General features: G+C 32.2%; 25 protein-coding genes. 21 read left to right on the top strand and 4 right to left on the bottom strand.

The window, feature by feature from the left end; translation table 11 throughout:
* From ACJDT4_RS00355 to ACJDT4_RS00270, 18 genes are all read left to right on the top strand, one after another.
* Complete coding sequence (locus ACJDT4_RS00355) at positions 1-318, top strand: DUF2577 family protein (protein WP_406785536.1); 318 nt, start codon at positions 1-3, stop codon at positions 316-318.
* Entirely contained in the window at positions 315-728 is a 414-nt protein-coding gene (locus ACJDT4_RS00350) for a DUF2634 domain-containing protein (protein WP_406785535.1), read from the top strand. The genes ACJDT4_RS00355 and ACJDT4_RS00350 overlap by 4 nt, the downstream gene beginning before the upstream one ends.
* Positions 721-1,779: a baseplate J/gp47 family protein gene (locus ACJDT4_RS00345; protein ID WP_406785534.1), complete on the top strand. Its 1,059-nt coding sequence runs from the start codon at positions 721-723 to the stop codon at positions 1,777-1,779. Before ACJDT4_RS00350 ends, ACJDT4_RS00345 begins: the two co-directional genes overlap by 8 nt.
* 3 nt (positions 1,780-1,782) lie before the next feature.
* Positions 1,783-2,727: a hypothetical protein gene (locus ACJDT4_RS00340; RefSeq protein WP_406785533.1), complete on the top strand. Its 945-nt coding sequence runs from the start codon at positions 1,783-1,785 to the stop codon at positions 2,725-2,727.
* Positions 2,728-3,348: a YmfQ family protein gene (locus ACJDT4_RS00335; RefSeq protein ID WP_406785532.1), complete on the top strand. Its 621-nt coding sequence runs from the start codon at positions 2,728-2,730 to the stop codon at positions 3,346-3,348.
* A gap of 37 nt (positions 3,349-3,385) precedes the next feature.
* Positions 3,386-4,276 (top strand): hypothetical protein, encoded by an 891-nt coding sequence (locus tag ACJDT4_RS00330; RefSeq protein ID WP_406785531.1) that lies wholly within the window; start codon positions 3,386-3,388, stop codon positions 4,274-4,276.
* Positions 4,277-4,289: 13 nt separating this feature from the next.
* Positions 4,290-4,979 (top strand): DUF4376 domain-containing protein, encoded by a 690-nt coding sequence (locus ACJDT4_RS00325; protein WP_406785530.1) that lies wholly within the window; start codon positions 4,290-4,292, stop codon positions 4,977-4,979.
* A 12-nt stretch (positions 4,980-4,991) separates the two neighbouring features.
* Complete coding sequence (locus tag ACJDT4_RS00320; protein WP_406785529.1) at positions 4,992-5,492, top strand: putative ABC transporter permease; 501 nt, start codon at positions 4,992-4,994, stop codon at positions 5,490-5,492.
* Positions 5,493-5,502: 10 nt separating this feature from the next.
* Positions 5,503-5,859, top strand: coding sequence for a hypothetical protein (locus ACJDT4_RS00315; RefSeq protein ID WP_406785528.1), 357 nt, complete (start codon positions 5,503-5,505; stop codon positions 5,857-5,859).
* 16 nt (positions 5,860-5,875) lie between these two features.
* Positions 5,876-6,862 (top strand): GH25 family lysozyme, encoded by a 987-nt coding sequence (locus ACJDT4_RS00310; protein ID WP_406785527.1) that lies wholly within the window; start codon positions 5,876-5,878, stop codon positions 6,860-6,862.
* Between the two features lie 69 nt (positions 6,863-6,931).
* Positions 6,932-7,474, top strand: coding sequence for a hypothetical protein (locus tag ACJDT4_RS00305; RefSeq protein WP_406785526.1), 543 nt, complete (start codon positions 6,932-6,934; stop codon positions 7,472-7,474).
* A 133-nt stretch (positions 7,475-7,607) separates the two neighbouring features.
* Complete coding sequence (locus ACJDT4_RS00300; RefSeq protein WP_406785525.1) at positions 7,608-8,309, top strand: DUF3862 domain-containing protein; 702 nt, start codon at positions 7,608-7,610, stop codon at positions 8,307-8,309.
* 596 nt (positions 8,310-8,905) lie between these two features.
* Entirely contained in the window at positions 8,906-10,246 is a 1,341-nt protein-coding gene (locus ACJDT4_RS00295; protein WP_406785524.1) for a hypothetical protein, read from the top strand.
* Between the two features lie 10 nt (positions 10,247-10,256).
* Positions 10,257-10,556 (top strand): hypothetical protein, encoded by a 300-nt coding sequence (locus ACJDT4_RS00290; RefSeq protein ID WP_406785523.1) that lies wholly within the window; start codon positions 10,257-10,259, stop codon positions 10,554-10,556.
* Positions 10,557-10,717: 161 nt separating this feature from the next.
* Positions 10,718-11,038, top strand: a complete 321-nt coding sequence (locus ACJDT4_RS00285) for a hypothetical protein (RefSeq protein ID WP_406785522.1) — start codon at positions 10,718-10,720, stop codon at positions 11,036-11,038.
* 276 nt (positions 11,039-11,314) lie between these two features.
* Positions 11,315-11,587, top strand: coding sequence for a hypothetical protein (locus ACJDT4_RS00280; protein WP_406785521.1), 273 nt, complete (start codon positions 11,315-11,317; stop codon positions 11,585-11,587).
* A 21-nt stretch (positions 11,588-11,608) separates the two neighbouring features.
* Positions 11,609-12,325: an acetolactate decarboxylase gene (gene budA, locus ACJDT4_RS00275; RefSeq protein WP_406785520.1), complete on the top strand. Its 717-nt coding sequence runs from the start codon at positions 11,609-11,611 to the stop codon at positions 12,323-12,325.
* 264 nt (positions 12,326-12,589) lie between these two features.
* On the top strand, positions 12,590-13,522 hold the full coding sequence (locus tag ACJDT4_RS00270) for a GNAT family N-acetyltransferase (protein WP_406785519.1): 933 nt from the start codon (positions 12,590-12,592) through the stop codon (positions 13,520-13,522).
* A 63-nt stretch (positions 13,523-13,585) separates the two neighbouring features.
* Here ACJDT4_RS00270 and ACJDT4_RS00265 read toward each other — a convergent pair whose 3' ends face one another.
* From ACJDT4_RS00265 to ACJDT4_RS00250, 4 genes are all read right to left on the bottom strand, one after another.
* Entirely contained in the window at positions 13,586-15,178 is a 1,593-nt protein-coding gene (locus ACJDT4_RS00265) for an ABC-F family ATP-binding cassette domain-containing protein (protein WP_406785518.1), read from the bottom strand.
* 131 nt (positions 15,179-15,309) lie between these two features.
* On the bottom strand, positions 15,310-17,208 hold the full coding sequence (locus ACJDT4_RS00260) for a glycosyltransferase family 39 protein (RefSeq protein WP_406785517.1): 1,899 nt from the start codon (positions 17,206-17,208) through the stop codon (positions 15,310-15,312).
* Between the two features lie 201 nt (positions 17,209-17,409).
* Positions 17,410-17,685, bottom strand: coding sequence for a barstar family protein (locus ACJDT4_RS00255; protein WP_406785516.1), 276 nt, complete (start codon positions 17,683-17,685; stop codon positions 17,410-17,412).
* Positions 17,686-17,710: 25 nt separating this feature from the next.
* Positions 17,711-18,163, bottom strand: a complete 453-nt coding sequence (locus ACJDT4_RS00250; protein WP_406785515.1) for a ribonuclease — start codon at positions 18,161-18,163, stop codon at positions 17,711-17,713.
* A 265-nt stretch (positions 18,164-18,428) separates the two neighbouring features.
* Here ACJDT4_RS00250 and ACJDT4_RS00245 point away from each other — a divergent pair, with 265 nt between their 5' ends.
* The 3 genes from ACJDT4_RS00245 (at position 18,429) to ACJDT4_RS00235 (ending at position 22,946) form a co-directional block, all read left to right on the top strand.
* Entirely contained in the window at positions 18,429-20,621 is a 2,193-nt protein-coding gene (locus ACJDT4_RS00245) for a DNA topoisomerase III (protein ID WP_406785514.1), read from the top strand.
* 187 nt (positions 20,622-20,808) lie between these two features.
* Positions 20,809-21,756, top strand: a complete 948-nt coding sequence (locus tag ACJDT4_RS00240) for an FAD:protein FMN transferase (RefSeq protein WP_406785513.1) — start codon at positions 20,809-20,811, stop codon at positions 21,754-21,756.
* A gap of 5 nt (positions 21,757-21,761) precedes the next feature.
* Entirely contained in the window at positions 21,762-22,946 is a 1,185-nt protein-coding gene (locus tag ACJDT4_RS00235) for a 4Fe-4S binding protein (protein ID WP_406785512.1), read from the top strand.
* Positions 22,947-22,958: the final 12 nt, after the last annotated feature.

Here is a 22,958-nt window from a genome sequence, read left to right as displayed (position 1 = left end):
GTGAATATAGGAAATCCGTACAGTTTTTTAGTAAGTACCATAAGAAATCAAGGTTCAATAAATAGTTCAGAGGGAGTTCAGCTTGGAAAGGTCATAAGTGCTTCTCCTTTGACGGTTTCCATAGGAGATCTGCAGCTTACCCAAAATAATTTGCTTTTAGCTGATTATCTTAAAGAGGGATACCAAAGGACAATAGCTTTAAATGGTACAGAAAACTCTTATAACTTTAGAGGCGATATTGCAGTTAATGATACCCTGGCACTTATGAAAATAAACAGTTCAACTTTTCTTATACTATGCAAGGTGGTGCTGCCATGATATTTCCAAGCATAGCTTTTAAAACCTCGGAGGTGTCAGATGAACTTACCCTGCTTAAGGAATATGCCTGGGATTTTGATAAGGATGATTTTTTATTAAAGGATGGTAAATTTCAAATAGTTTCTGGAATAGAAGCTCTCAAAATATGGATATGGAAGGCACTTAAAACTGAAAGATATAGATACCCAGCATATTCCTTTGACTATGGAAGTGAAATTGATACTTTAACTGGAAAGGCTTATACAAAAGCCATTATGAAAAGTGAAATAGAAAGATATCTAAAGGAAGCACTTTTGATAAGTCCGTACATTAAAGCAGTAGGGAATATTTCAATAGATACGTCTGGCAGCAGCATCACTATAGAATTTAATGTGAGTTCAGTATACGGTGAGGTGAAAATGAATGTATAGTGAAGATGATAAAACAATTTTAAACAGAATGAAAAAAGGAGTCCCCTCTGATATAGATACGTCGGAGGGTTCTTTTATACACGATGCCTTGTCTCCAGTATCACAGGAAATAGCTAAACAGGAGATAAATTTAGATGAAATTTTAAAGAGAGCCTTTGCCATAACTGCTGCGGAAAATGGTTACAGTACTGAGCTTGACAACAGGTGCGCAGAGCAGGGAGTTATAAGAAAAAGTGGAACTTCCTCAACAGGACAAGTAACTTTTACAGGTTCAGAAAACACAGTTGTGCCAGAAGGTACTGTAGTTGAGACACTAGGAGGTCTTCAATACGAAACCACAGAGGCAGCAGTAATAAATGGCGGCTTTGCTTCAGTTAACATAGCCTCTACTCTAGTCGGAGATAAATACAATGTTCCAGCTAGTACTATAGTTCAGCTTCCAGTTCAGGTTATGGGAATTACAAAGGTTACAAATGCTAATCCAACTTCTGGAGGAACAGATGTAGAGGATGATGAAAGCTTTCTTAAAAGGTATTTAGCTAAGGTTCAAAATCCAGCTTCCTCTGGAAATGTATCTGACTATGTAGAGTGGGCAGAGTCCGTAAATGGTGTTGGAGGGGCAAAGGTTTTTCCTCTCTGGAATGGAAATGGAACCGTGAAGGTTTGTATAGTTGACAGCAATAAAGAACCGGCTTCTGAGACTTTGGTTGCAGCAGTTCAAAATTATATTGAAGGTGTAAGACCTATAGGAGCTGCAGTAACTTACAAAGCTGCTGAAGCTTTAAATATAGATGTGAGTGCAAAGGTTGTGCTTTCTAGTGGATATACTCTTCAAAGTGTTAAGGATAATTTTAGCGCTTCTTTAAATGCATATATAAAAGCCATTGCCTTTACAAACAGTTATATTTCAAATGCTAAGGTGGGAGACATTCTTTTAAATACTGCTGGAGTTTTGGATTATAGCGGCTTAACCCTTAATGGTTCAACTTCAAATGTTGGCTTTAAAGATGAAGAAATACCTGTTTTAGGCACTATAAGTTTGGGGGTGTAGGTTATGGCATATCCTCAAAATATGGATAATTTTACAAATAAACTAAACAAGCTTGATGACAACACTTATGTAATAGAAGAAACAGCAGCTTTAAAGGAGGGTGTATATGAAGGTGAGCTTCAGCATGACAATGTAAGCTTAACCTCTATAAATGTATATACAGGCTCCAAGCTTACAGGTACAAAGGTTAAAGATGTTATAGTTTCCACTCCAAGTGCAGCACCCTGGAAAAGAAATATTAAAATATTTTCAGAGGTAAGTCCTGTTTACATCACCTACGAAACTACAGGTGATACTGTGGAAGCTGATGACATAAACAAAGTTCAAGACGGCCTTGTGAATATAGAAAATGAAGTTGAAAGGTACAAAGGCGCTAATGATTTAAGAGTATCAAACATTGAAGGCAGCAAAGCAGAAAAAACTTATGTAGATATTGAACTTTTAACTAAGGCAGATAAGAGTGACACTTATACAAAGGAAGAAACAGATGGAAGAATTCAAAATATTATTGGAACAGCTCCTTCAAATTTGGATACCCTTCAGGAATTAGCAAAGGCATTAGACAATGATGCCAATTATGCAAGTACGGTTACGACAGAATTAGCTCAAAAGGTTGATAAGGTAACTGGTAAGCAGCTTAGCACCGAAGATTATACAACAGCTGAAAAAGCTAAACTTGCAGGGGTGCAGGATAATGCAAATAATTACGTTCATCCAACTTCGCATCCAGCAGCTATGATCACAGAGGATTCAACTCATAGGTGGACAACTGATGATGAAAAGACTTTGTGGAATACAGTTAGCAGTAAGGCAGACAGTAACCATACTCATGATGGTCGTTATTACACGGAAGCTGAAAGTAACAGTAAATTTGCAACCAAGGATGATTTAAATAAAGTTGGCGGTTTAGCTGGAGTGACCTGGAATTATCTCAAGGGGGTGAAGTAAGTGTATGGTACAGAACGTTATGGCACAAATGAGTACTCAGAAGAAATTAAAATACCAGATGAGGAGCTTAAGCCGTATAAACCAGATCTTTTAAAATACATTTCCCCATTTTTGAGAGAAGCCTCAGTATTTAAAAACTTAGATGAATCTGTGTCTTATGAACTTGGAGTTATAGCCTTTGAAGGAGAAGCCCTTTTAAAGGAATTCTTTGTGGATACAGCCACCTTTGGTCTTTCGTATTTTGAAAATGAATATGGAATTCCAACAGATTTAAATAAAACCTATGAAGATAGGCGTGAAATTATAAAAGCTAAGATGAGAGGCTCAGGAACAACCACCATTAGCATGATAAAAAATGTTTCAGAAGCTTTTTCTGGCGGAGAGGTAAATGTAATAGAGCATCCAGAAAATTATTCTTTTACCATCCAGTTTGTTGGAATCCTAGGCATCCCTAAAAACCTTGAAGCTTTTAAGGAAACCTTAGAAACTATAAAGCCAGCTCATTTGGCTTATGATTTTAAGTACACTTACACAGTTTGGAGTTTTCTTGAAGATAAAAAACTAACCTGGTCTCAAGCAAAAGGGAGCAGCTGGGACAAATTAAAAATTTATGATGATTAGGATAAACTAGATTAACATATAAAGGAGGAAAAAATTTATGCAAACAACAGCAAATTATGGTTTAAAGAAGCCAGAAGGAAATGATACCGTTGATATTGATGTGATTAATGGGAATATGGATACGATTGATGGACAACTAAAAAAGTTATCTAGTGCAATGGGTGATGATCCTGATTTTAAAACTACACTTTCAAATGCTATTTCTGTAAAAACTAATCAAACTGATTTTAGTAGTCATGTAAATGCACTTACAGTTCATGGCATTGGTGACCGCACTCAACTTAAAACATCAGCTAAAGATACAATAGTAAATGCTTTAAATGAATTAAAAACTGCAATTCCAAGTGTACCAGTGCAAAGTGTAAATGGTGAAACAGGAAGTGTAAGCTTAGGAGCTTCAGATATAATAGTTTCAGATTCATCAGGGCATTTTAGTTCCAATCCAAAGAATGTGGAGAATGTATTAGCAGAACTTTTTACGTCTGGCACTAATGGTAAAAATGATATATACAATGCTATTAGTGCCAAAGGTACAACACCAGCAAGTAAAAATTTTAGTGATTTAGTTAGTGCTATAGGTAATATAAGTACAGGAAAAAAGTTTGCTAGTGGTAATTTTAATACAGGAGAATTAGTATGGGATGGTCAGCATGTACTTCTTGAAATTTCATCATTATCATTCACACCATCGCTTGTTATTGTAGTTACTGCTTATCAATTTCAATGGAAAATCTTTCCGTTATATTTGTTGGGTAGTGGTGCATCCATTGGAGGAGTTATTGGTAGTGGAAATGAATATTATATGTTTGATACTGTTCAAATAGAAGCAGACCGTTTTTTAAACAATGGTTTTATCAAAGAAATAACAGGTAGTATAGGCGACACTCGTTCAAGTCTTTCTGCTGGAACTTGGACCGCGTTTGAATAGGAGATGATTTAAAATGAAAATAGGTAGAAAAATATACTATTTAAAGACTAATGGCAATATTTTAATTAGTACAGGAGAATGCCAAGGCGATGTAAGGGAAACATCTATAGATGAAGATTTTAAAATGTATATGGCATTAAAAGGATTAGAACAAAGTGCAGTTGGAGTTTTTCAATTAGAATATGGACAACTTGCCGATAAATTTAATGATTGTACTGGTTACTATATAGATATAACTAAAAATCCAATAGATGCAAATGCTATTGTATTTAGTTTTACCACTCCAGAGGCAACACTTGACCAAGTAAAACAGGCGAAGTATACAGAATTAAGCCAAGCCTGTCAAAATGCTATTACAGGTGGTTTTACTTCTACAGCATATCAAAATACAGCAAAAATGTATGACAGTACTTTAGAAGACCAAGCAAACATAACAGGAAATGCTCTTAGTGCAGTTTCTAAAATTTCTGGAGTAGCAGCATGTGCAAATGATAAGTTTTACTACCATGCAAGAAGTGAAGATTTTACAGAATGGACAGCAGAGGAATGTCTCCAATTAGCAAGAGACTTCAAAAGCTTTAAAGAGCAGCAGCTTATAAAAAATAAAGAGTTACAGGCATATGTTTCTACTTTAAATACTGTCGAAGATGTACAGAAAGTTACGTGGAATACAGTAATACCAAGTAACACAACTACAGCATAGGAGGTATTTATTTTGAAATATATAAAAAATAAAATAATTCATTTCTTAGTCTTTGGCAGCATCTACATGAATATAGAAATTTTGGCCAGAGCAGTAGGAAGAGAACTTGTAGGATATGAAGGGATAAAGCCATTATCGATTATGGGTTTTACAAGCTTATGGATGTTTCTTGTAGGCGGGTTATGTGGTGTGATCATAGGAGCGCTTAACGATCATCAAAAATATTGTAATTTAAAAATGTGGCAGCAGGTTTTAATTGGAGGTACCGTAATAACTTTAGCAGAGTTATTTTCAGGTATCTTTTTTAATATTTATTTAGGCTTATATCTATGGGATTACAGTGGCGATAAATTCAATTTCATGGGGCAAATAGAGCTTAAAAACTGCATATGGTGGTATGTACTTCCGACAATAATAATTTGGCTGGATGATGCCTTAAGTTGCTATTTCTACGAAGAGGAAAAGCCACCAAGCTTATTAAGTTACTTTAAGAAGCTAATAACTTTTAAATAGGAGGTGCTGTATGGGTGAAAACTGCAAAGACTGTGTACAAGTCGAAAACATAAAAGCAGATATAAAAGATATTTACGAAAGACTTCGAGAAGTTGAAAAGTTCTCTTCTAGCGGAGGCGAACAGATAAAGATGATTTTTAAAATGCTAAATGAAATCAAAGGAAGCCTTGATAAAATAGGCGATAAGCTTGAAAACATAGATAAAAATGCTGTAAATACCGCAAAAGTTGAAGAACTTGAAAAGGAAATAGAGGAAATAAGATTTAAGCCTGTAGAGGATTACTCAAAAACTAAAATAGCAGTTATAACTTCAGTATGCTCCAGTATAGTTGGAGCGATATTGGGGTTTGTTTTTTCAAAAATATAAGAAGGGAAGTATTGAAATGAAAGGAATAGATATAAGTAATTTAAATGAAACTGTAAATATAGCCAGCGTAAAAAGCGCTGGCTATGGCTTTATAATTTCTAAAATAACAGAGGGATGTACTTTTATAGACAAGTATGGAAGGCAAAACGTAGCTAATACAAAGTCTAATGGTCTTATTGCAGGAGCATATCATTTTGCTAGATTTATGGATAAGGATAGGGCAATTGAAGAAGCTGAATTTTTTAAAGCAAATTGCCCATCAAATGTTGATTTTGTGGTTTTAGATTTTGAGCAGCAGTGTCATGGTGATATGACTGATGCATGTCTGGCGTTTTTGGATATTATATCTTCAATAGCTCCAGCGTTAATATACTGTAATCCAAACTATATAAATTTATATTTAAATTTTCGTATAACAAAATATCCTTTATGGATAGCTCACTATGGGGTATCAAGTCCAAGTGTTCCTAAATGGGGAAGTTATGCAATATGGCAGTATTCAGAATATGGAAGTGTACCTGGTGTTAGTGGAAATGTGGATTTAAATGTTAGTGGACCTAATTTCAATTTTAAGCAAAATGAAAATTCAGCTGCTGTGCAAGAAAGTTCTGGTTCTATAACTTCACTACAAAGTGAGTTAAATAGTATGATAAATGCAAATCTTGTTGTAGATGGAATTAGTGGACTGGCAACAACAGCAGCAGTTGAAAACTTTCAAAATCTTATGGGACTTCAGGCTGATGGTATTGCAGGAGACAATACCTGGAATGCTATAAATCAAATAAGAAGTTATTTAGCAGATGGCGTTAATTATCCTCACTATGAGTATGCAACAAGATGGATACAATGGAGAGTTGGTACTGGAATAGATGGAATTTTTGGAAGTGGTACAGAAGCAAAGGTAAAAGAGTTTCAGCAAAAGGTTAATAGTGATCATGGCGAAAAGCTTTCAGTTGATGGGATAGTAGGTAAAGAAACTTGGAGATGTATGTTTGAATATTGATCCATAAGGTATACGTAAATGCGTGTACCTTTTTTTATTATAAAAATATAAAGGAAGAGGTAATGTAAAATGGTATCAAATAATATTTTAATGATAATCGCTACTATAGGAGCTACTTTTGGAGTTGTAGGAACAGTAATAGGTGCTATTCCTTATTTAACTAAGAAGGGCATAAATGTACAAAGCACCATTTCGAATGTAGATAAGGGACTTACTGCGTCAGATGGTGTACTAAGTGTCGCAAGCGAGTTATTACCAAGTAATCCTATAGTAAATGCTTTAAAAATAGTAGACAAGTACGCTCATGTAGGTGTTAATCAAGCAGAGCAGTTATATCTAACGTCTCAATTTCCTGTGGATCAGCGAAATGCAAAAGCCAAAGAAACAATATATGCAGCATTAACAGCAGCGAATATTGTAGTTACACCGGAAATAGAAAAAATAATTGATGGAGCTATCGAGACAGAAGTACTTGCATTAGGGCATAAGTTACCTACAGAAGCAGAAAAAGCAGCACAGTTTGAGAACATACAAAAGGAAAATAGTAAACTTGTACAAGAGAACCAAACCTTAAACGAAAAGCTTGCTAACATAGCAGCACAAACAAAATAATTTTAAGCCTAGGGTGTTATGCTCTAGGCTTTATTTTTTATTTACCATAAAACCCATGTTTTGTATTAATTATTGATATTTTGTTAACAATTTGTTACAATATAGGAAAATACATATTTTAGGGGGATCTTAAATGAATGATAACATGACAACATGTAAGACGTGTGGTAAAGAAATAGCCAAAGGCGTTAAAAAGTGTCCGCATTGTGGCAAAGACCAAAGAAACTTTTTTATGCAGCATAAGATTATATCAGTTATAGGAATTATAATTATATTGTGCATTGTAGGTAAAGCATTAGCTGGTAATGGAAGTAATACATCTTCTGATACTAAGAAAGAAGCAAGTACTGCTGTATCTTCTAAAAGTACAAAAACAGAAAGTAAACCTAAAGATGATAAAAAGTATAGTTATTCTAAATTTATGCAAATTACCATGGGAATGACTTATGACCAGGTTAAAGGCATTTTAGGTGAAGGGACAGAACAGTCTTCCACAGGTGATGGAGACACAAAAACTATAACTTATGCATGGAAGAATTATGACGGAACTAATATCTCAGTTGAAATACAGGGAGGAAAAGTAGTTAATAAAGCACAGGCTATGTTACAAAGTATGGACGCAAAGGTTACTATGGAAAAGTACAATAAGATTAATAATGGAATGACGTATGATCAAGTAAAAGCTGTATTAGGTGAAGGACAGCTTGTTTCTCAAACGGATTTATTGGGGACTAAGGGCGAAATATATGAGTGGATTAATGCTGGTGGTCCTAATATGAATGTAACTTTTCAAGATGGCAAAGTACAAGCAAAAACGCAAATGGAATTAAAGTAAATTAATTGTGATTAATGCTTCATTTTAGGCAATAGTATTGAGTTCTAAAGTGTACTAAAAACGTACTAGAATTTTTTCAAAACAACAAAAACATAATATTTTTTAAATAATATGTATAATAAAAACGCGTAGTATCAGCGTTTGACACTACGTGTTTATTTATATTGATAGAGTGGGAATAGGCCTGAGATAAGTAACACCAATGATTATACGTAGCTAGCACAATGATTTAGATATAAAAAAGTGTCTATGATTTACTTTTGAATGAAAGTATTTCATAGGCACTTTTTTTATAAATTGGCTAAAAGTTAGAAATAATAGACATATATATAAGTGACACTATAATAAAAATTGTATATTTTAGTGCTTTTGATTTATATTAACTAACTTTGATTAAGGTTTTAATATTTTTCATAGTTATACATATAAAAACGAGTTTAATATAAGATTTAATAATATTGAATATTAAATCAAAAAGCAATATAATTATAGCAGTAAAGTATATAAATTACAATTTTGATTAATGAGTTACTAGCTTATAATATATACCTTAATTTATATATTAAAAGATAGTATAATTGAAGGGGACGTAGGATTTGTCTAAAATTGAAATTGATATTAGCAGCATTAGAAGAAGTGATGAAGAGTTAAGGCAAAACAATTTTAAATTGTCAAGCATTTCTTGTGACATATTTCAATCTATGTGTAATGTTGATGCAAGCATACAAGCTAGAAGGAATATAGGACAAAGATTAAAAAATGCATATGATGAATCTATTAAAATAGCAAAGAAATTAGTTCAGTTAGAAAAGTTCATAAGTAGTTCCATGGATAGATATGAAAAAGCTGAAATAGAAGTAGAGAAGGAATCAGCAGAACTAAGAGTATTATGGGATTTAAGAATAAGAACTCTTACAGAGCTAAAAAGCATGGCAGAGATTTTGGGGACAAGTTCTGCCTATGTATCTGAAAATAGTAAGATGTTTTATGGCGGTGAAAAAGTTGGTGATGATGAGGAGTTAGATGAAGAGTCTGAAGAATTAAATGAAGCATTTTTATCAGCGGTAAATAAAAGTGATGGAGAATCTTCTGATGAATTAATAAAGGATATTGAAAAGCATAAAAAAAGTATTTTTGATACTTTTCATAATTTTGATAAGGAAGCAGAAGACTTAGTTGATGAACTTCCAAATAAATTAGAGATGGCATGGAAAGATATAAAGTATGTATTTAAGAGTGTTTGCGATAATCCAATTGATTTTATGGTTGGAGCGGGCGTTTCAATACCAGATAATTTAACTTACAAGGGTGTATTTGGATTAGATGGTAAACTAGAAACCATGGAATTTAATTTAGAAAGTAATAAGGATTATGAAGGATTAACAGCTATAAAAGCAGGCCAATCAGGTGGAGATATATTAACTGCACTGCTAGGAGGAACAATAACATCAGCAGGGTTTACAACTGATGCTGAAGGAGTGGTTCTCGCGGTACCAACAGCTGGAACAGTAACGGTGCCATTAGAGGCAGTAGGAGCAACAGAGGTAGCAGTAGGTGGTGAAATAACGACTAGATCATTAGCAGGACTTGGTGATGACTTAGATAGTACATTTCAGTTTGCGGATAAGGGCGAGGCTACTAAAATAAATAATATGAATGAGTTTTTCGAAACTTCTTTTGGAAGTAGTGTTAAAAATGATATTGTAAAAACCAAAAACAAATTTCAAGGTCAGCCGATATATGAAGTTACTAAAAAAGTTGATAATCAGTATTTAAAGAAGGGTGATAAAATATATTTAGACAATCTACATAAAGATCATCTAGAAGTTTTTGATAAGAAAGGAAACGCAAAAGCAGTTTTGAATTTAGATGGAACGTTGAATTATGAAAAGACAGAAAAAGTGTTAAGTGAAAAAAGAAAATTAAAAATTAATTAGGGGGATTTAAATGAAAATAAAATTTCAGGATACAATAAATGTGTTAAAAGAACTTAATGAATTTAAAAAAGAAATTGTATATTCGCAAGATGAATTAGAAGAGCAAAATGATAATATAGATGATATTGATGATATAGAAAAAAGATTTAAAATGACCATAGAATGCTTAAATAATATTGATAAAAATGATGAAAATGAGATAATGAAAAAATTAATAGATTTGCATTTAGTATATTCTGATTTTATTTGGCAATATGAACAAATGCATGAAATGATAAAAAAGATGATATCTAAATATAGAAAAGAGTAGTAAGAAACTTAAAACCAAAATAGAAAAAATTAATTATGATGATTTTTGTTATTAAAAAATGATATATAGTGTAATATGAATTTATTGCATTATATCATTTTTTCTTTTTTGGGTTACATAGTAAACTATAAATTATGGAATTTAATTTGGAGGTTTAAATAATGGAGTTGGAGCAATGGTTAAAAAAGCATGATATAAAAAAAATGGTTATGAAGAATCTAAAGTTTTATTTAGATGAGTATAAAAAGGACGATGAAGAAGATTTTAATGATTTTTTTAAAGATGTTGTTTTTGGAGATGTTAAATATGAATTCCATAGTGTAGCTTATGTGATAAACTCATGGCATATGGATGGAGAGGATGAGCGTAAGTATATATCTGCCAAAGTAAGATTGGAATATGAAGAAACAACGTTTGCAGAGTATGAAGCTATTTATGACTTAGATGGAAAAGGAGAAGATGATTATTTAAGATTGGTTTGAGTATAGCTATACATTATCAGATCTGTGTTAAGCATATTATATTTTAAAACTATAAATCTATATATTATTTAAAGCCTAGAATTAATTAGGCTTTATTTTTTTACATTCTTTTATGTAGATATTTATTTTATATAATTTTAGCCAATCAATTGCATTATCACGGTTTATAAAGAATAAAATATAGCAATAATATAGGTATAATCAGCTCACAATACGCAAAGCCTAGTTATAATTAAGGCATCTATTGTAAATTGAAAAAGTATAGAGGTGCAATTTATGATTGTAAAAGGGATATTGAAAAACATAGATTATGGAGCTTTCGGTAGAAACATTAATGGAATAGAGGTTTTGGCTGAGGAAATAGGCGATGAATATTATATTTTAGAAGTGGTTCACAAGGAAGAGGAAGAAAAATTCTTAAATATATTCTATAATATAATGAAGGAACAGTTTAAAGTAGATTACCCCTTTGAAGAATTTAAAGAAATATGGGGTGATGGATATTTTACTGTAGATAAATCTCAGCTTGAAATAAAGGAAAGACAATAGAACTTTAGGATGGTGAAACCAATGGAAAAAAATAAAATACCTAATCATATATATCAAATGTCAACTATAAATGCACTGGTATCAGGTTTGTATGATGGTTATATATCTCTTGATAAACTTTTAAAAAAAGGTGATGTTGGTATAGGAACCTTTAAAGATTTAGATGGAGAGCTTACTCTTTTAAATGGAACATTTTATAGGACAAGACCTGATGGTACGGTATATACTTGTGATAAAAATGAATCAATTCCATTTGCAGTGGTAACGGAATTTAAGAATTATAGCAATTTTGAAATGAAGGGCTGCAGTTCATATGAAAAAATAAAAGAGAAACTGGACAGCAAAATTGAAAGTAAAAATATTTTTTATGCTTTTAAAATAGAAGGAACCTTTGAATATGTAAAAACGAGAACCGTTGTAAAGCAAAAAAAGCCATATAGGCCAATGGCAGAAGTGGTTAAGGATCAACCTATATTTGAGTATAAAAATACAAAAGGGTACATAATAGGCTTTAGATGCCCGGATTATGTTGAAGGACTTAATGTGCCTGGTTATCATTTTCATTTTATAAGTGAAGATAGAAAATTTGGAGGACATGTTATTGAGTGCTCTGTAAAAAAAGCAAGTGTATGCTTTCAAGATTGCTTTTGTTTTAGAATGGAACTTCCAGAGAATGAAAGCTTTTATAACATGGATATTGAGGACAGAAGTGCTGAAATACATGAGGTGGAAAACTAGGAAAAGTATAGAAGAGTTAAGTTCGCTCACAGAAAATTTAAATTACATGTAAGCTTTAAATTTTAGATATATTTTATAAAATAGAAAGAAATTTTTTATTCTTTCTATTTTTTTTTATTAATTTTTAATTTATTGTTAACATTGTTTTAATTAAATCGTCAATTTACAAACACATTAACGCAGTAAGATGTTCATGCATAAAAATTTATAAATTAATTTAGTGCTTTTATAGTTTAAGTATAATGAAAGTAGGGGAGGCTTTCTATGTTCAGTAATGATCTTGTAAAAATTGAGTTTGTTCAAGATAAAAATGGTTATATAATTATGGATAAAAATAAGATGATTATTGGGAAAATAGAAATCGTAGAATATTCTCAAAAAAATAAAAGCTGTACTTTTAGATTACATTTTTATATAAAAGAAGATATCTATGAATATACTACATATATTATTAAAAATTTTATAGACATGCTGTTTGATACTGCAAATTTATTTAAAATTAATATATTAGTTGGAGAAGGAGTGAATATTCAAGCTTTTGTTGATTTGAATTTTCATATGGAAGGAATACTAACAAATAATAGTCTAATTGGCGATAGGCATGGAAATGAGATATTATTAGGGATAGATTATGATATATATAGAAATTTAAAGAGGGTAACCGCACTTAAGTTAAAAGGAGAAAATATATGTCTTAAAATCTTAACGGTTAATGATGCAGACAAAGTATTAAAATATTATAAAAACAATAAGGATTATTTGAGAGAATTTGAAGAAGTAAAGGATGAAGGCTTTTACACTTTAAAAAGACAAATGATAATTATAAGACATCAGTATATTCAATTTTTAAATGGAAACCTTGCGTACTTTGGTATATTTAAAGCTGGAAATTTAATTGGAGTTATTAATTTATATAATATCCTTGGAGGAATGTTTAAGGATGGAACTATTGGATATTCTATTGATGAAAAGGAGCAGGGAAAAGGTTATATGAAGGAGGCTGTTAAGCTTGTAAGCAGCTATGCCTTTAATATATTAAAACTTCATAGATTACAAGCAGCCACTTTAGCTTATAATGTAAAATCTAAAGCTGTATTAAAAGCTTGTGGTTTTAAAGAAATTGGAGTAAGTGAGAAATATTTATTTATTAATGGAGAGTGGCAGGATCAATGTATTTTTTATAAATTAAATGATTGATATGAAAAGCTGATTTCTAATTAAAATAAAAGTGCGAATATTAATCGCACTTTTTATAATGGTTTAGTTTCTTTCCATAGCTTCAAGGTATTCGTCATAAGACATTTTCTTATCAATTATTCCACTGTCAGTTATTTCTATAATTCTATCAGCAATAGTTTGAATAAACTGATGGTCGTGTGAAGTGAAAAGAAGATTTCCCTTGTAGTCACAAAGACCGTTGTTTAATGCTGTTATAGACTCTAGGTCAAGGTGGTTTGTAGGCTGGTCAAAAATAAGAACATTTGCACTGCTAAGCATCATTTTTGCAAGCATGCATCTTACTTTTTCTCCTCCAGATAGTACACTTGCCTCTTTTAAAGCTTCTTCACCAGAGAATAACATTCTTCCAAGAAAACCTCTCAAATAAGTTTCAGATTTTTCATCTGAATACTGACGAAGCCAATCAACAAGGCTTAAATTAACATTGTTAAAGAATTCTGAGTTATCCTTAGGAAAGTAAGCGGTGGTAATGGTGATTCCCCATTTAAAGCTTCCGCTGTCTGGTTCCATTTCTCCGCTTAATATTTTAAACAGTGTAGTTATTGCAATTTCGTTATCACCAACAAAGGCAATTTTATCGCCCTTCGAAGCTATGAAACTTACATTATCAAGAACCTTTACTCCATCTATTGTTTTGCTTATGCTATCAACGGTGAGTATGTCATTTCCTGCTTCTCTTTCTGGTTTGAAGCCAACAAAAGGATATTTTCTGCTGGAAGGCTGTATATCTTCAAGAGAAATTTTATCAAGCATCTTTTTACGTGAAGTTGCCTGCTTAGACTTTGAAGCATTAGCACTAAAACGCGCGATAAAGTCCTGAAGCTCTTTTATTTTTTCTTCCTTCTTTTTGTTTTGATCCTTTGCCATTTGAAGTGCTAATTGGCTTGATTCATACCAGAAATCATAGTTTCCAACGTATAATTTTATCTTTCCAAAATCAACATCAGCCATAGTAGTACAAACTTTGTTTAAAAAGTGTCTATCATGGGATACAACAATTACTGTACCTTCAAAATTTATTAAAAATTCTTCAAGCCAGTTTATTGATTTTATGTCAAGATGGTTTGTAGGCTCGTCTAAAAGTAATATTCCAGGATTTCCGAAAAGAGCCTGTGCAAGAAGTACCTTTACCTTTTCAGAACCTGTAAGTTCAGACATTTTTTTTGCATGATAAGAGGTATCTATACCAAGCCCTTGAAGTAAAGTAGCTGCTTCTGCTTCGGCTTCCCAACCGTTTAGCTCTGCAAATTCACCTTCAAGCTGAGAGGCTTTTATTCCATCCTCATCATTAAAATCTGGTTTTGCATATAGAGCATCTTTTTCTTTCATTATAGTATAAAGTCTTTCATTTCCCATGATTACTGTTTCTAAAACTTCATAATCATCATACTGAAAGTGATCCTGTTTTAAAACGGACATTCTAGTGTTTGGAGGTATAATAACTTCACCTGTATTTGGTTCTATTTCGCCAGATAAAATTTTTAAAAATGTACTTTTTCCAGCTCCATTTGCACCTATAACACCATAGCAGTTTCCAGGTGTGAATTTTAAATTTACATCTTCAAAAAGCTTTCTATCGCCATATCTTAAACTTACGTTATTTACAGTTATCAAAGCGTATTTTCCTTTCTATTTTAAATTATTGTGTTATGCTTATTTAAAGCATAGTTTCTTGTATCGATAAAAATTTACAGTTACATAAAATTATATCATAAAAATTTCAGAAATACACCTTGAACTTTTTCCTAATAATAATAAAGTTTATCTTTATATTTTTCTCCTAAATAATATAGCTTATAAGGAAGTTTTTTAGCATTTTCCCATTTTGAAGTTGATACAACTTTCCCATCTTTTTTAATCCAATTTATTATAGCTGAGTTTTTATTGTTTTTTGTTCCAAGTTTGTTATTTTGCAAAGGAAGTATGGCATATTTAACTTTTCCAGAAAGAACATCTTTTTTAAAAGCAGCAAGAGAAATAATCTTGTCATTACCGCTGAAGCCTCCAAAGACCATTACAGGTTTGCTAGTTTCTAGTATTAGGCTTGAAGCATAAGTATTGGCAGAGGGGACTGCTGCAAGGTATTTTTCCTTTGACTGAGTTTTCTCTAGATAATTTGCTAGCTTAGAATTAACTAGAGGTTTACTTCTGAAAGGATGAGAATTATGTGAAAGCTCAAGACCAGCAGAAGGACTTGAAGAATTCATATTTAAAAATATTGGAGAACAAGACCAAATAAAAGGAGCAGTTAAAATTCCTATAAAGGCTAAGGAGGCAAAGTATTTTTTTTGCTTTTCATCAAAATCTTTAACCATGAGAAGAGAAGAAAATACAAAACAAATCGAACCTATAAACACTATGATAGGTAGATAGGCTTTTGACTTTGCATGATTATAGTACAAAATGGACATTTCAGTTGCAGCTGTTATAACTATGGAAGTTGGTAAAAGCAAAGCTTTTTTGCCTTTTGCTGTAAAAAGATTCCACATATCAATTACACCTATTCCGGTTAAGGCTGCAATTGGTGGTGCCATTGTTGTTAAATAATAAGTATGGAAAGAGCCTCTTGTAAAGCTGAAAAACACGAATTCTGTTAAGAACCAGATAAAAAATAACATTAAGATTGTTTTTCTTTCATTATCCATAGAGATCGTCAGCTTTTCCTTTATGGCGGCAGCTAAAAATCCCAGTACTGCCATAGGAATAAGAAAGCCTATTTGATCTGAAATATAATTTTCCCCTATAAGCCTTGTTAGCCCAGGTGCAGCTTCGTTACCTAAACCAGAAGAAAAGTTTTTATTTGAGTAATCTACTTTTTTAGGTTGTTTTATTGTAGGATTTTTTAATATATTTGTGAGCTTTACTCTATCTAAGCCATTATGACCAAGAATAAGCTCTGTAACAGTGTTGTTTGTGCTGCTGCCAATAAATGGTCTATTTGCTGCTGGTACGGCATCTACAGCTATGGCCCAGGATAAGGATACTACAATCAATGCACAGGTTGCGCAGCATAGGTTCAATATTTTCTTTTTCAAGGTTAAAGATGAAATGAGAAAATAACTTAGGTATAAAGCGGGAAGTATTAAGTATGCTTCTGACATTTTTACGTTAAAGCCTATGCCAATAAAGACAAAGCTGATTATAAGAAAGCTTAACTTTTGAGTTTTGACTGATTTTACAAAGAATAGTACTGAAAGGAGTAAACATAAAACAAGGTCATTATCAATGGTATTATTTCTGCTTGCAGCTACAAAGATTGGGGTTACTGAAAGGCAAAGGGCAGCTACTAAAGCTTTTTTTTCTTCGAAGGTATTTTTGACGATATGATATATTAAAAAAACAGAAAGTACTCCACAGAGGGCTTGAGGAAGTATTATACTAAAGCCACTGAAGCCTAAAATTTTTGAGCTTATTGCCTGAAGCCAAAATCCAACAGGTGGTTTATCAATAGTCACAAAGCCAGAAGGGTCAAAGGACACAAAAAAGAAATTTTTTAAATTCATAAGCATGCTCTTTACACCAGCAGCATAGTAGGTATTACCATAACCTTCAATACCTAGATTTGCAAAGTTTAATATAAATGATAACATCAAAATTAAGTATAAGTATATTCTTTCTTTAGACATATTAAAGCTTTTTTTCAATTTTAATCCTCCCTTTAATCAGAATAAAGCGTAAAAAATATATAATTGCAATTTATAGATACTAAATATATTTTATATATAATTTATGGCAACTCAATAGAAATTTTGTTAATAATTTGTATATTAATTATATATAAAAAATTAGAGCCTATCACACTAATAATATTTTTTACTTAGTGTGGCAGACCCTTTTTTATTTAATTAATGAATTTCAAAAATAAATTTCTGACCCAATTTTTTTTCAGCCTTAATAAAAACTGCAGCTGCTTTATCTGCATAATCACCTAGTGTAATTTTACTGCTATTAAAGTTATTCCAAATAATTTTTAATGGTAGTGCAATTTCACCTGTAAGGCAATCCCAAAGAGCATCTAAATTATTACCATAATATTGCGGTAAGCCCATTTTTGATTTTAAGAGTCTGTGAAAAGTTTCTTTGTTTTCAAAAGCAGTTCCATCTATAACAATTGTTTTCATTTATTATTCGCCTCTAGCTATAGTATTAATAATATCTTGTAAAAGTTTCATAATGATCTGTTGTTCCATAAATTAGCCCATCATTGGAATAGACCAATCTATCACTTCCTCTATGTCCACCATGATAATTAATATCGCATTCGTACCATACTCTGCCATCAGCATCAGGTAAGCTTCCTTCTGAATTAGTGAATATATCTCCTCCAATGCTTTTTCCTGGTGCATAATCCCACAAATTTTCACCTGGTTCCCATCCTAATTCTTCAGCTTCTTCTTTAGTAATAAAGTTATTTGGCAAGGTGCCATATTTGTGTATATAGTTTGCGACTCCTTGAAAAGTAGTAATTGCATAGCTATAGTTATACTTATTTAATGATGTGGTAACACTTTTGGCATTTACTAAGCTTCCAGAAAATCCTAAGCTAAAGCATAAAATTAAGGATAAATAAATAAAAATACTAGAAAATTTTTTTTTCATTATAAACCCTCCTGATCAATTAAATATAAATAAATTATATACATCTTTTCAATTATAATCCAACATGTTTATGTTAACTGCAGGTTAATTTTAAATTATTTTATAGACATATAATTTGTATAATGAAAGGCTAATATTTATTAATTAAAGAATTTTTATGTTAGCTTAACATTTATGAAAAAGGTAAATCATCACAAAATTTTGCTTTTATGATACAATAAGCATAAGTGACAAAACTATATATGGAAAGGTTGTTTAAATTAAAATGGGAAAGACATTAGTTTTAGCTGAAAAACCAAGTGTAGGAAGATCTCTTGCCAAGGTTTTAAGAGCTAATATAAATAAAAGAAGCTATTTAGAAGGAGATAAGTATATAGTAACCTGGGCACTTGGACATTTGGTTACCTTAGCAGATCCAGAAGCCTATGGAGAACAGTATAAAAGCTGGAGCATGGAAACACTACCTATGCTTCCAAATAGAATGAAGTTAAATGTAATACCAAAAACCTCAAAGCAGTTTTCAGAGGTTAAAAAGGTTATGATGAGAAAAGACGTAGATGAACTTGTAATAGCAACAGATGCTGGAAGAGAAGGAGAGCTTGTTGCAAGGTGGATAATTGAAAAGGCAGGTTTTAGAAAACCAATAAAACGTTTATGGATTTCCTCTCAAACTGATAAGGCTATAAAAGAGGGCTTTGCAAAATTAAAGCCAGGGAAAGAATATGATAATTTATACATGGCAGCACAGTGTAGAGCAGAAGCGGATTGGTATGTAGGTTTAAATGTAACAAGAGCTTTAACCTGTAAGTATAATGCTCAGCTTTCAGCAGGAAGAGTACAAACTCCAACGCTTGCAATGATAGTTCAAAGGGAAGAGGAAATAAAGAACTTTAAGCCAAGAGATTACTACAATATTGCAGCAAAGGCTAATGGCTATACAATGCACTGGCAGAACAAAAATGGAAGCTTTAATACCTTTAATGAAGAAGAGGCAAAAGCCGTAGTTTCTAAAGTGAGAGGGCAAAAGGGAAAAATTGTAGAGGTTAGTCAAAGTGATAAGAAAAAGTATTCACCTGCACTTTATGATTTAACTGAGCTTCAAAGGGATGCAAATAGATTTTTTGGATTTTCTGCAAAGCAAACATTGTCTATAATGCAGAGATTGTATGAAAATTATAAGTTTTTAACTTATCCAAGAACGGATTCAAGATATATTTCTCAGGATATCGTGCCAACGCTTCCAGATAGGCTTAAAGCTATATCTGTTGGCAAGTACAGTAAGTTTGCTGGGGAAGTATTAAAGGGAAGGATAAAAGCAAATAAAAGCTTTGTGGATGATAGCAAGGTATCTGATCATCATGCTATAATTCCAACAGAGGAAAAGGTTTCTCTTTCACTTTTAAGCAGCGAGGAAATGAAGATATATGATTTAGTTGTAAAAAGATTTTTAAGCATTATGCTTCCATCTTTTGAGTATATTCAAACAACTATAAAGGCAGAGGTAAATGGAGAAATCTTTACGGCCTCAGGAAAAGTAGTTAAATCCAAAGGTTGGAAGGCGGTATATGATAAGGAAGAGGATTTTGACGACAAGAGCGAAGGGGAGTTAAAGGACCAAATACTTCCTAAGGTTGTTAAGGGGGAAGAAGTTGCTTTTTCTGTAGTTAATATGAGTAATCAAAAGACAAAACCGCCAGCAAGATTTACAGAGGCTGCACTTCTTTCTGCTATGGAAAATCCTCAAAAATATGTTCAAATGGATAAAGTAAGCTCGAAAACGCTTGGAGAAACAGGAGGCCTTGGAACAGTTGCTACAAGAGCAGATATAATAGAAAAGCTCTATAATACCTTTTATGTAGAGAAAAACGGAAAAGAAATGATTCCAACTTCAAAGGGAAAACAGGTAGTAGAACTTGTACCGCAGGATTTAAAATCTCCTCTTTTAACTGCAAAGTGGGAAAAGGATTTGGAGTCTATAAGCAAGGGAAGGTTAAGCGGAAAAAACTTTGTTGATGGCATGAAAAGCTATGCTTCAAAACTTGTAGATGATGTCAAAAGTAGCAAGGACAAATTTAAATATGACAATATTACAGGTAAAAAATGTCCACAATGCGGTAAGTATATGCTTGAGGTGAAGGGCAAAAATGGTAAAATGCTTGTATGCCAGGATAGAGAATGTGGCTATAGAGAAAATTTAAGCAGATTTACTAATGTAAGATGCCCAGAATGTCATAAAAAGCTTGAACTTAGGGGCGAAGGGGAAGGAAAAATATATGTTTGTACAACATGCAGCTTTAGAGAAAAGTATTCTTCCTTCCAAAAAAGATTTAAGGAAAATAACAATAAATTAAATAAAAAAGAAGTATCAAATTATATGAAGAAGATGAAAAAGGAAGCTGAAGCTCCAATGAACAATCCGTTTGGAGATTTAGCAGCAATGTTTAAAAATAATAAATAAAAATATGTATTTTATCTCTGATTTTGCGGAGTAACAATATTTAAGGTTACTTCGCAATTTTTTTATAATTAATTAATGTTTCTAAGGAGATTCTAAGTTAATTCTAAGCTAATTTTAAGCTTTCTTCTTTATAATAAAATCTATAGCGCATGTTTCGAGAATTATTCATTAGATTGGAGGGCATAAATTGCTAAAAAAAGAATTTGCGAGAAAAAAGTATGAAAAAACATTCTTTGCTCTAGGCACAATAAATACAATAACTGCTTTTGGTATGAAGGGTGAAGAAGCTGTTAATAATGCCTATGAAAGAGTTCTTGAAATTGATTATAGAATGTCAGCCTTTAAAGAAAATAGCGATATTATGAAGATGAATTGTAGTGCTGGAATACAAAAGCAACAAATTAATGCTGATACCTCTGAGGTGTTAAGAAAAGCATTAAAATTTTCAAAAGCTTCGAGGGGAGCCTTTGATATAACGGTGTGTCCATTGACTGCTCTTTGGAAGTCTGGAATAAAAAGAAATCTTATACCGGATAAAGAGGATATTAATAAAAGGTTGAAACTAGTAAATTATGAGGATTTAATTTTAAATGATAAAGATAATTCAGCATATTTAAAAAGTAAAGGACAGGCTGTTGATTTAGGTGGTATTGCAAAGGGCTATGCAGCTGATGAGGTTAAAGGAATTTTCAAGAAGCACGGAATTAAAGATGCACTAATTAATTTAGGAGGAAACATTTTAACTATGGGACATAATTCATCAGGGTCAGCTTGGCGTATAGGCATTCAAGATCCTCTTTCTTCTAGAGGAAATTATGTTGGTACAGTAACAGTTAAGGATAAAACAATTGTAACCTCTGGCAGCAATGAACAGTTTTTTATTAAGGATGGAGTTAGGTATCATCATATTATAGATCCTCGTACTGGATATCCAGCAAAAAACGGGCTTCTAAGTGTAACTGTCATATGTGAAGCTTCAATTGATGCAGATGCTGTTACAACTGCTCTTTTTATACAGGATATTAATGAAGCAATCCCTTTATTAAAAAGCATAAGAGCAGAGGCTATATTTATTATGGAAAATAAAGATATTTTTGTTACAGAAGGTTTAAGACATAACTTTGAAAGGGGCTAAAAATTATGAAAAAGAGTAAAATTTCAATAATACAGGTTTCAAGAATTTTGATTCAAATATTATTTTTTATATGGTTACCATCACTATATATAAATACATTTCATGGCATAAAAGATATTTACAGTGCTGTAGTTTTCCAGAATATTTCACTGACTCAGCTTATTCCTCAATTAGTTGAGGTATTTGCTATTATTCCACTTACAATCATAGCAGGAAGATTTTTTTGCGGCTGGATGTGTGCTTATGGAGCTTTTGGGGATTTTGTTTATAAAATATCACATAAGATATTTAAAATAGATTTTAGGTTAAATGAAGACACAGATAGGGTACTAAAATACTTTAAATATGTAGTTTTAGTATTTTTAATTTTTGTAGTATGTACTTTTAAAATTAATGCTTTTAGTACCTTTAGCCCTTGGGATGCTTTTGGAGTAATAGTATCTGTAGGAAAAGTTCCGGATTTTTCTTATGCAGCTGCAAATTTAACAGTAGGATTTATATTATTTATTCTTATTACTATTGCTTCTGTTTTTGTTGAACGCTTTTTCTGCCGATATCTCTGCCCGCTTGGAGCCGTATTTGTTATTATATCAAAATTAAGAATTGTAAAAGTAAAAAAAGAAAGAGCAAAATGTGGAAAATGCAGAATATGTACAAATAATTGTGCTATGGGTATACCACTTTATAAGTATGATGTTGTAAAGAGTGGTGAATGTATAAATTGTATGCAGTGTGTTACTTCATGTCCTAGGAGTAATGTAACCTTGACAGTATCAGAAAAGGATGTGCGTCCTCTTATTGCAGGAGCAGCGGCCGCATCTGTTATGACAGGGTTATATTATGTAGGTAAATTAGGGGTAAGTGCGGCAGGTCTAAATACTGCACAAGTACAAACACAAGAAACTCAAAGTGCCAAGGGTTCTTATAAGGATGGAACTTATGAAGGTTCAGGTACAGGCTTTAGGGGAGGTACAACAAAGGTTTCTGTAGTTGTTAAAAATGGTAAGATAACAGATATTACTACTGTTTCTAATGAAGATACTTCGGAGTTTTATGATAGAGCATTTACTACAGTTTCTCAGGAAATTATAACTAACCAGAGTTCAAATGTAGACGGGGTTTCAGGGGCCACCTTCAGCAGCAGAGGAATAATGGAAGCTGTTCAGAGTGCACTCAGTAAAGCCGTATAAGTTTTAAGCTAA

This window comes from Clostridium neuense (genome assembly GCF_045310695.1).
Lineage (GTDB): Bacteria > Bacillota > Clostridia > Clostridiales > Clostridiaceae > Clostridium_S > Clostridium_S neuense.
Note: the sequence above shows the minus strand (reverse complement) of the source record. Positions and strands in the feature narration are given on the sequence as shown.